This is a genomic window from Paramagnetospirillum magnetotacticum MS-1, assembly GCF_000829825.1.
GTDB lineage: Bacteria > Pseudomonadota > Alphaproteobacteria > Rhodospirillales > Magnetospirillaceae > Phaeospirillum > Phaeospirillum magnetotacticum.
Map to the genome: position 1 here is coordinate 108447 of NZ_JXSL01000033.1, position 7941 is coordinate 116387.

General features: G+C 65.0%; 8 protein-coding genes. 1 reads left to right on the plus strand and 7 read right to left on the minus strand.

The window, feature by feature from the left end; all coding sequences use genetic code 11:
• Positions 1 to 48 precede the first annotated feature (48 nt).
• The 4 genes from CCC_RS19785 to CCC_RS19800 form a co-directional block, all read right to left on the minus strand.
• Positions 49 to 945 carry a dienelactone hydrolase family protein gene (locus CCC_RS19785; protein WP_041042785.1) on the minus strand — a complete coding sequence of 299 codons (897 nt, stop codon included), beginning with the start codon at positions 943 to 945 and terminating at the stop codon, positions 49 to 51.
• Between the two features lie 2 nt (positions 946 to 947).
• Positions 948 to 2642: a methyl-accepting chemotaxis protein gene (locus tag CCC_RS19790; RefSeq protein WP_041042787.1), complete on the minus strand. Its 1695-nt coding sequence runs from the start codon at positions 2640 to 2642 to the stop codon at positions 948 to 950.
• An 84-nt stretch (positions 2643 to 2726) separates the two neighbouring features.
• Positions 2727 to 3206 (minus strand): MaoC family dehydratase, encoded by a 480-nt coding sequence (locus CCC_RS19795; protein WP_009869649.1) that lies wholly within the window; start codon positions 3204 to 3206, stop codon positions 2727 to 2729.
• Positions 3207 to 3215: 9 nt separating this feature from the next.
• A complete protein-coding gene (locus CCC_RS19800; RefSeq protein ID WP_009869650.1) occupies positions 3216 to 4604 on the minus strand; it encodes a class II 3-deoxy-7-phosphoheptulonate synthase in 1389 nt (462 codons plus the stop codon).
• A gap of 102 nt (positions 4605 to 4706) precedes the next feature.
• Here CCC_RS19800 and CCC_RS19805 point away from each other — a divergent pair, with 102 nt between their 5' ends.
• On the plus strand, positions 4707 to 5351 hold the full coding sequence (locus tag CCC_RS19805; RefSeq protein WP_082036700.1) for a class I SAM-dependent methyltransferase: 645 nt from the start codon (positions 4707 to 4709) through the stop codon (positions 5349 to 5351).
• Here CCC_RS19805 and CCC_RS19810 read toward each other — a convergent pair.
• From CCC_RS19810 to CCC_RS19820, 3 genes are all read right to left on the minus strand, one after another.
• Positions 5332 to 6000, minus strand: coding sequence for a Crp/Fnr family transcriptional regulator (locus tag CCC_RS19810; protein ID WP_009869652.1), 669 nt, complete (start codon positions 5998 to 6000; stop codon positions 5332 to 5334). The two genes, CCC_RS19805 and CCC_RS19810, sit on opposite strands and share 20 nt — an antisense overlap.
• Before the next feature lie 19 nt (positions 6001 to 6019).
• On the minus strand, positions 6020 to 7357 hold the full coding sequence (locus tag CCC_RS19815; protein WP_082036701.1) for a cytochrome-c peroxidase: 1338 nt from the start codon (positions 7355 to 7357) through the stop codon (positions 6020 to 6022).
• 148 nt (positions 7358 to 7505) lie between these two features.
• Positions 7506 to 7941, minus strand: a 436-nt coding sequence (locus CCC_RS19820; RefSeq protein WP_041040603.1) for an integrase core domain-containing protein, incomplete at its 5' end; no start/stop codon positions are given.

The window sequence follows — 7941 nt, forward strand, 5'->3', positions numbered from 1 at the left end:
TGCCCGCGCTCCAGGATTATTGGGAGCGCAGGCGTCTCGCCTGCACTTTCACCGCATGGTGCTCTTCAGGAATCCGAACATCCGTTCGGCCGAATCCTCGGTGACGGCTTTGTCGTAGCGATAGGTGACCCGGCTGCCCCTTATGTCGGTCTTGGAATAGCCGTCCAACTGACGGCAGTCCCAGCAATGGGTCGCTTCGGGATAGAGGTGCCAGTCCACGCTTGCGCCTGCCGCCTTGGCCGCTTCGAAAGCGGGCTGGCAGTTGGCGGGCGGGGTTTCCGTATCCTGCCCGCCCATCAGCACCAAGAGCGGAACCGTCACGTCCGAACCGGCGATGTCGAAAGCCGAACTGAACCGGGGACGGATGGTGAAGCAGCCGGGATACATGGAGACCACCGCCTGGAAGCCGTCGCCCTCGGCCAAGGGTTCTGCCCAAGAGGAGCGGGACGCCAGCAGGCCGACCATGGCGCCCCAGGACCAGCCCGCCAATCCGACGCGCTTTCCATCCACATAGGGCAGGCCGCGCAGATAGCGGGCGGCCTGGAAGGCGTCGCGGACGCCGCGGGCGAAGACCAGCCCGTTCTTGGGGCCAAGGCAGACAGAGTCCACATTGCGCTGGTCCAGGGCATCCAGCAGCAGGACCACATAGCCTCTATCCACTCCTTGCCGCGCCCAGTCCAGCATGGAGAGGTTGGGACGGTTGCGCTGGCCCAGACCGCCGCATTGGTGAAACAGCACCAATGCGGGGAAGGGGCCGCGGCCGTCGGGTTTGAAAAGGGCCATACGGGGAGAGGTCGTCTCGTCCAGGGAAGAGATGTCGTTCGGGAAGGTCAGGTCGGATGCCTGAATGGCCGACGAACGCAATTCGTTCGCCGGTGGGATCTCCTCGGCCCAGGACTGACAGGCCCAGGCGAGGAGAAAAAGGATCACAAGTCGCTTTGACACGCTCACCCCGACCCGTTGTCGCCGCGCATGGAATCCATGAAGTGGTGCACCTCGCGGTCCAGGGACTGAGCCTCCGCCGTCAGCCGCTTGGCGATTCCTTGCACGGAATTGGCGCTGGTTCCCGCCGAGGCGGTCGCCGCGGTCAGGCCGCCCAGCACTGCCGTGACCTCACGGGTTCCCGTCGATGCTTCCTGCACATTGCGGGCGATCTCGGCGGTGGCGGCGCCTTGTTCCTCGACGGCGGCCGCGATGGCTTCGGCGATTTCGTTGATATGGCCGATGGTGGCGGAGATGGAGGCGATGGCGTCCACCGCCTCCTTGGTGCGGGCCTGGACCGTGCTGACCTGATTATAGATTTCCTCGGTGGCCCTGGCGGTCTGGGTGGCGAGATTCTTGACCTCGCCAGCCACCACGGCGAAACCCTTGCCCGCCTCTCCGGCCCTTGCCGCCTCGATGGTGGCGTTGAGTGCCAGAAGATTGGTCTGGCCGGCGATGGAGTTGATGAGGGTCACCACTTCGCCGATGTGACCGGCCGCCTCGGCCAATCCCTGGACCAGGGCGTTGGTCCGCTCGGCCTCGGCCACGGCCCTGCCCGACGTGTCGGAGGATTCGTGCACCTGACGGGCGATTTCGTGGATGGAGGCGGAGAGTTGTTCGGCAGCGGCCGCCACGGTGGCCACATTGCCCGAGGCCTGTTCGGCGGAGTTGGCGGCGGCGCTGGCCTTTGTCCCGGCCTCGCTGACCGCGCCCGAGACGATGGTGGCGGCGCCTTCCATTTCGCCCACCGCCTGGACCACCACATCGGTGACCCGCTTGATGGAGGATTCGATGTCGTCGGCCAGTTGCAGGCGGGCCTGCTTGCGTTGGGCGCTGGCGGCCTTATAGCTTTCCTGTTGGGCCGCGCGGGCTTCGGCCGCGCTGGCCGCCTCGTCGCGCAGCACGGCAATGGCCTGGGTCAGGGTGCCGATCTCGTCGGTGCGGTCGGTGACGTCCACCTGGGCGGAATAGTCCTGGCGGGCCAGACGCTGGGCCACGTCGGCCAGATGCTTCAGCGGTGTGGCGATATTGCGGGCAAGAAGGGTGACCAGGACCAGGGCCGCCAGACAGACGGTCAGGGCGATGGTGGAGAACTTGATGGCGGCGTCACGGAACTCGGCATCGATATCGTCGATATAGACTCCGGTTCCCACCACCCAGTTCCATGGCGCATGCGCCATGGTGACCGATACCTTGGGCACTGGCACGTCGCTGCCGGAGCGGGGGAACTTGTAGAATTCCACGCCCTTGCCTGCCTTGGCGCCCGCGATCAGGCCGCGGATATAGTTCTTGCCGTCGGCATCCTTGCTGTCGATGAAATTCTTGCCTTCGCGCTCGGGGCGGGTCGGATGCAAGACATTGATACCGTCGAAATCATAGATGAAGAAATATTCGTCGCCCTGATAGCGAAGGGGGCGAAGGGTTTCCAGGGCCTGGGCCTTGGCGGTGGCCTCGTCGAACTCGCCCGCCTTGGATCGTTCGTGGAAGGATTTGATGGTGCCCCGCGCCACTTCGGCCAGCACCGTGACCTTCTCGATGCGGTCGTCCAGCATGGATTGGCGCAACTGGCTGAGCGCCACCATGGACAGAATGGCGAATCCCACCAGCGCCAGAAGGGCAGTGGATAAGAGCTTAAGTAGAATCCCTGATTTCCCCAACATGGATTCCTCCTCCCCAAGAGCGGCTTTTATCGCCATTGGTAATGAGAGTAGTCCCGTCGGGCTATAACTTCCAGTAATGAACGCTTATGCCGCTCGGCCAGGATTGCGCCGGGCGATCATATTGACGGCCCGCATGCTGAGGACGATTTCGGAATTCTGGTTGAGGACCTCGATGAACGAGGTGACAACACCGCGATCGGGCTTGGATTTCGAGGCCACTGCGGTCTCGATGGTGACCCGTACCGACAAGGTGTCGCCGGGCCGAACGGGGCGAATCCAGCGCAACTCGTCCACGCCGGGCGAGGCCAGGCTGGCGCATTTGGTCAGGTAGTGATCGGCATAAAGCCGCATCATCAAGCCGCAGGTCTGCCAACCGCTGGCGATCAGGCCGCCGAAGATGGTCTCCTTGGCCGCCGCCGGATCGGTGTGGAAATCCTGGGGGTCATAGCGCTTGGCAAAGGCGATGACCTCGTCTTCCTCCACCGTGATGGAGCCGAATTCGTGCACGGCACCCGGCACATAATCCTCGAACCAGCGGTCGGTGATGGGGGAAGCGAAGGTCATCGGTCGGTCTCAGCCCCTTGGCTTGGCCTGGGACTTGGCGCGCAGCAGGGCGCGTTCGTCCTTCAATTGCTCGGCGATCAGGAAGGCCAGTTCCAGCGACTGGGTAGCGTTGAGGCGCGGGTCGCAGGCGGTCTGGTAGCGGTCGCCCAGATCCTCCTCGGCCACGCCGGTCATGCCGCCAATGCATTCGGTGACGTCCTGGCCGGTCATCTCGAAATGCACGCCGCCGGCATGGCTGCCCTCGGCCTTGTGCACGGCGAAGAAGGCGCGCACCTCGGCCAGGATGGCGTCGAAGGGACGGGTCTTGTAGCCGCCCGCCGCCTTGATGGTGTTGGCGTGCATGGGATCGCACGACCACACCACCTTGCGGCCCTCGCGTTCCACGGCGCGGATCAGGCCGGGCAGCACCGCTTCGACCTTCTCGGCGCCCATGCGGGTGATCACCGTGATGCGTCCCGACTCGTTTTCGGGGTTGAGGCGGTCCATGAGACGCAGCAGGTCGTCGGGGCTCATGGTCGGACCGGCCTTGAAGCCCAGGGGATTCTTGACGCCACGCAGGAACTCCACATGACCGGCGTCCAACTGCCGGGTGCGCTCGCCGATCCACAGCATATGGGCGGAACAGTCGTACCAGTCGCCGGTGGTTGAATCGATGCGGGTCAGCGCCTGCTCGTAGGGCATCAACAGGGCTTCGTGCGAGGTGAAGAAGTCGGTTTCCCGCAGTTGCGGCGTGGTGTCCGAGGTCATGCCGCAGGCCTCCATGAAGGCCAGGGTCTCGTCCAGGCGGTCGCACAGATCCTGGTAGCGGGCGGCCTGAAGGGTGCCAGCGACGCAGCCCAGGGTCCACTGATGCACCTTGTGCAAATCGGCATAGCCGCCCTGGGCGAAGGCGCGCAGCAGGTTCAGCGTGGCGGCCGACTGGTTGTAGGCGCGGACCATGCGCTCGGGGTCCGGCACGCGGGCTTCTGCGGTGAACTCGCTGCCGTTGACGTTGTCGCCGCGGTAGGACGGCAAGGTCACGCCGTCGATGGTCTCGGTATCGGCCGAGCGCGGCTTGGCGAACTGACCGGCCATGCGGCCCACCTTGACCACCGGCATGGCGGCGCCATAGGTCAGCACCACCGCCATCTGCAGCAGCACCCGGAAGGTGTCGCGAATATTGTTGGCGTGGAACTCGGCGAAGCTCTCGGCGCAGTCGCCACCCTGGAGCAGGAAGGCCTTGCCGTCGGCCACGTCGGCGAGAGATGCCTTCAGACGCCGCGCCTCACCGGCGAAGACCAGCGGGGGAAAGTTGCGCAAGCTTTCCTCGACCTCGGCCAGCCGGGCCGCGTCGGGATAGGTGGGAGCCTGATGGATCGGCTTTGCGCGCCAGCTTTCCGGCGACCAGTTCTCGGACATGGGACTTCAATCTCCTGGCGTTCCGCGCCTTGCGAAACGAAAAAGCCGTTCTCTATACGACTCTGGGCGGTATATTTCCAGCCCGGAGGACAAGATACGGCCATGAAAAATCCGAGGATCGAAATGAGCGACACCGCCACCCACTGGCAGCAGGTCTGGACCACGAAGCAGCCGGAAGAGGTCTCGTGGTATCAAGACGATCCTTCGCCATCACTGGAGATGATCCAAGCGGCGGGGTTGCGCCGGGACGCGGCCATCATCGATGTGGGCGGCGGAGCCTCGGTCCTGGTGGACCGCTTGCTGGACTTGGGCTTCGTGCATGTGGCGGTGCTCGATATCGCCGAGGCGGCGCTGGGTAAGGCGGCGGAGCGTCTGGGACCCTTGGGCGACGAGGTCACCTGGATCGAGACCAGTGTGCTGGACTGGCGGCCGGTACCCGGCCTGTTCGATCTGTGGCACGACCGCGCCGTGCTGCATTTCCTGACCGAGCCCGCCGATCAGGCCCGTTATGTGGAGGTGATGAAGGCGGCTCTGGGGCCGGAGGCATCGGTGATCCTGGCCGGTTTCGCCCCCGATGGGCCGGAGAAATGTTCCGGGCTGCCGGTGAGCCGCCACGATGCCGCCAGCCTTGGCGCCCTGCTGGGGCCGGAGTTCCGGCTGGTGGAGGAGAGGCGCCAGGACCATGTGACGCCGGGCGGCAGCGTCCAGAGATTTCAGTGGGCGCGCTTTATCCGCACTCTTCCATAGGCGCCAGATTGGCCAGGGCCGAGCGCTGCAGCAAGGTGATCTTGCCCCGCCCGGTGGCGATCAGGCCGCGCGCCGCCATTCGGCTGGTCAGCCGCGCCACCACTTCGCGCGTCGTGCCGATGTGACCGGCGATCTCCTGCTGGGTGAGGCGCACCTCCCCCTTGCCCGAGGCGCGGACCAGCAGGAAATTGCCCAGACGCTGCTCCACCGTGCAGGCATGCACATGGTCAAGCTCGGCCATCAGGCGGAAGACCAGGGTCGACAGGGTGCGCACGGTCAGATCCTGAATGACCGGCTCGGTCTCGAACAGGGCGCGGTAAAGGCGGCCCGGCACCACGGCGATTGTGGTGGGCTGCTCTTCGGTCTGGACCCAGGCGGGATAGAGCAGGTCGTTGAACAGGCTGTTCATGGCCAGGACGCAGGTCTCGCCCGGCCGGATGGGATACAGCGTGGCCTCCTTGCCGCCGGGCAGCAGGGTGAAGACCCGTAACCCCCCGTCGAGCACGAAATAGGCGCCGGAAACGTCCTGGCCCTTCTCGATGATGGTCTTGCCCGGGTCAAAACGGTAGGTCAGCGCGCCGCCCTCCAGTCTCTGCCGTCCCTGGGCCGACAGATCGCGAAAGGCGGCGATGCTTGCGATGTCCTTCATGCGGGGTTCCCCCACCCGATCAAGGCGCCCTGGTCAGGCGTCGCGCCAGCCTATCACTGCTGAGTGAACGAAGGAACGCGGCCAAATCGCGGATGTCGTCTTCGGACAGCACAAGGCGGTCGATAACGTCGAAGCGGGAGTTTTCCGCCGACCATGCTGGCGTGCGGCTTTGGCGCCGGTCCTCGCTGATGGTGGCGTTCAGTTGCGACGTGGCCATGACGCGGATGGCTTCTTCCAGTTCGGTGACCGAGCCGTTGTGGAAGTAGGGCGCGGTGAGCGCCACGTTGCGCAGCGAGGGAATGCGCCAGATCCCGTCGACGGCCTTGGCATGCGCCTTGCCCTTGTCCGAGGACAGGCCGTGGCGTTGAGCAAAGGCCGAGCGGCTGGCCATCAGGGGGGCATAGGGATTTTGCGGTCCCACCAGGGCGGCGCCGCTGAAATTGGGGCCGGAATGGCACATAACGCAGCCCACCGACTGGAACAGCCACATGCCGCGCTTCTGGGCCGGGTCCAAGGCGTGGTCGTCGCCTGCGACGAAGCGGTCATAGGGGCTGTCATTGGTCACCAGGGTGCGCTCGAAGGCGGCGATGGCCTGGGTGATGCGCCGCATGGTGACGGATGCGCCGTCGCCGAAGGCTTGGGCAAAGGCCTGGCGGTAGGAGGAATCGGCGCCGATGCGGGCTTCGATGGCGGTCGCCGAGGGCATGCCCATCTCGTCGGGATTGAGCGGCGGCCCCATGGCCTGCTCTTCCAGCGATCCGGCGCGGCCATCCCAGAACAGCCGGGACTGGAACGCCGCATTCCACACCGTGGGCGCATTGCGGCCGCCGATGGTGCCGTTGATGCCCTTGGACGTGGGGCGCCGGTCGGTTCCCGCGCCCTCCAGCAGGTCGTGGCAGGTGGCACACGATACGGTGTGGTCGCGTGACAGGGCGGTGTCGTGGAACAGCCTCTCGCCCAGGGCGATCTTGGCGGGATTGGTGGGATTGTCGGGCGGCGAGGGCGCCACGGCTGGCAGGCTGCGCCAGGGGTAGTGGCCGGGGCCGGAGGGGCCGCTTTGCAAGGGCATCTCGGCGAGGCTGTCGTCGCGCTGGGCCAGGGCCGGGTCGGCCAGCAGCGGCGCGATGGTCTGATCGGGGAATGACGACAGGGTCAAGATGATGGCCAGTTTGATGGAAAAGGCGATGACGCCGATTCCCAGCGCCGCGCCCAGGAACCAACGTCCACCGCCGTCCAGCGGGCTCGGGCGGTCCCCGGCTGGCGCCAAATCCATGCGAACCAGCAGAACCAGGGCCGAGATAGCGAAAAGAACCACCATGGCTCCGGTGGTCAGGATCTGGGAAAGATCGGCGTTCATGGATTTGCTCCCCTTCCATGCGATGCTGATCCGAGGGTAGCGCCGCCACGGGGGGCGATCTGTATCCGAGGATACACTCAAAAAAATGATGGTTATCTGTAGCTCCGGCGGTAATCCCCCCGTTTTTAACGGGGTTGGAACATAGAACTCACGCGGCCAATTTCAGTTTCTGGGCGGGTGTGATGCCGCCGATGGCCATATTGGGTCTGTCGTTGTTGTAGGTCCATAGCCAATCCGTGGCGTGATCTTGCACCTCCTGGATGGTTTCGAAGAGGAACTGGCCCAGCCATTCGTGGCGGACCGTCCGGTTGTAGCGCTCCACATAGGCGTTCTGCTGGGGCTTGCCGGGCTGGATATGCTGGAGAGCAATCCCTCGTTTTTCAGCCCATTTCATCAACGTGCCGCTGATGTATTCCGGGCCGTTATCGACCCGAATGGCTTTGGGGCTGCCACGCCATTCGATGATCCGGTTCAGCATGCGTACGACCCGTTCGGCGGGTAGCGAGAAATCCACCTCGATGCCGAGCCCTTCGCGGTTGAAGTCGTCGAGCACGTTGAGCAGCCTGAAGGCCCTCCCGTCCTCC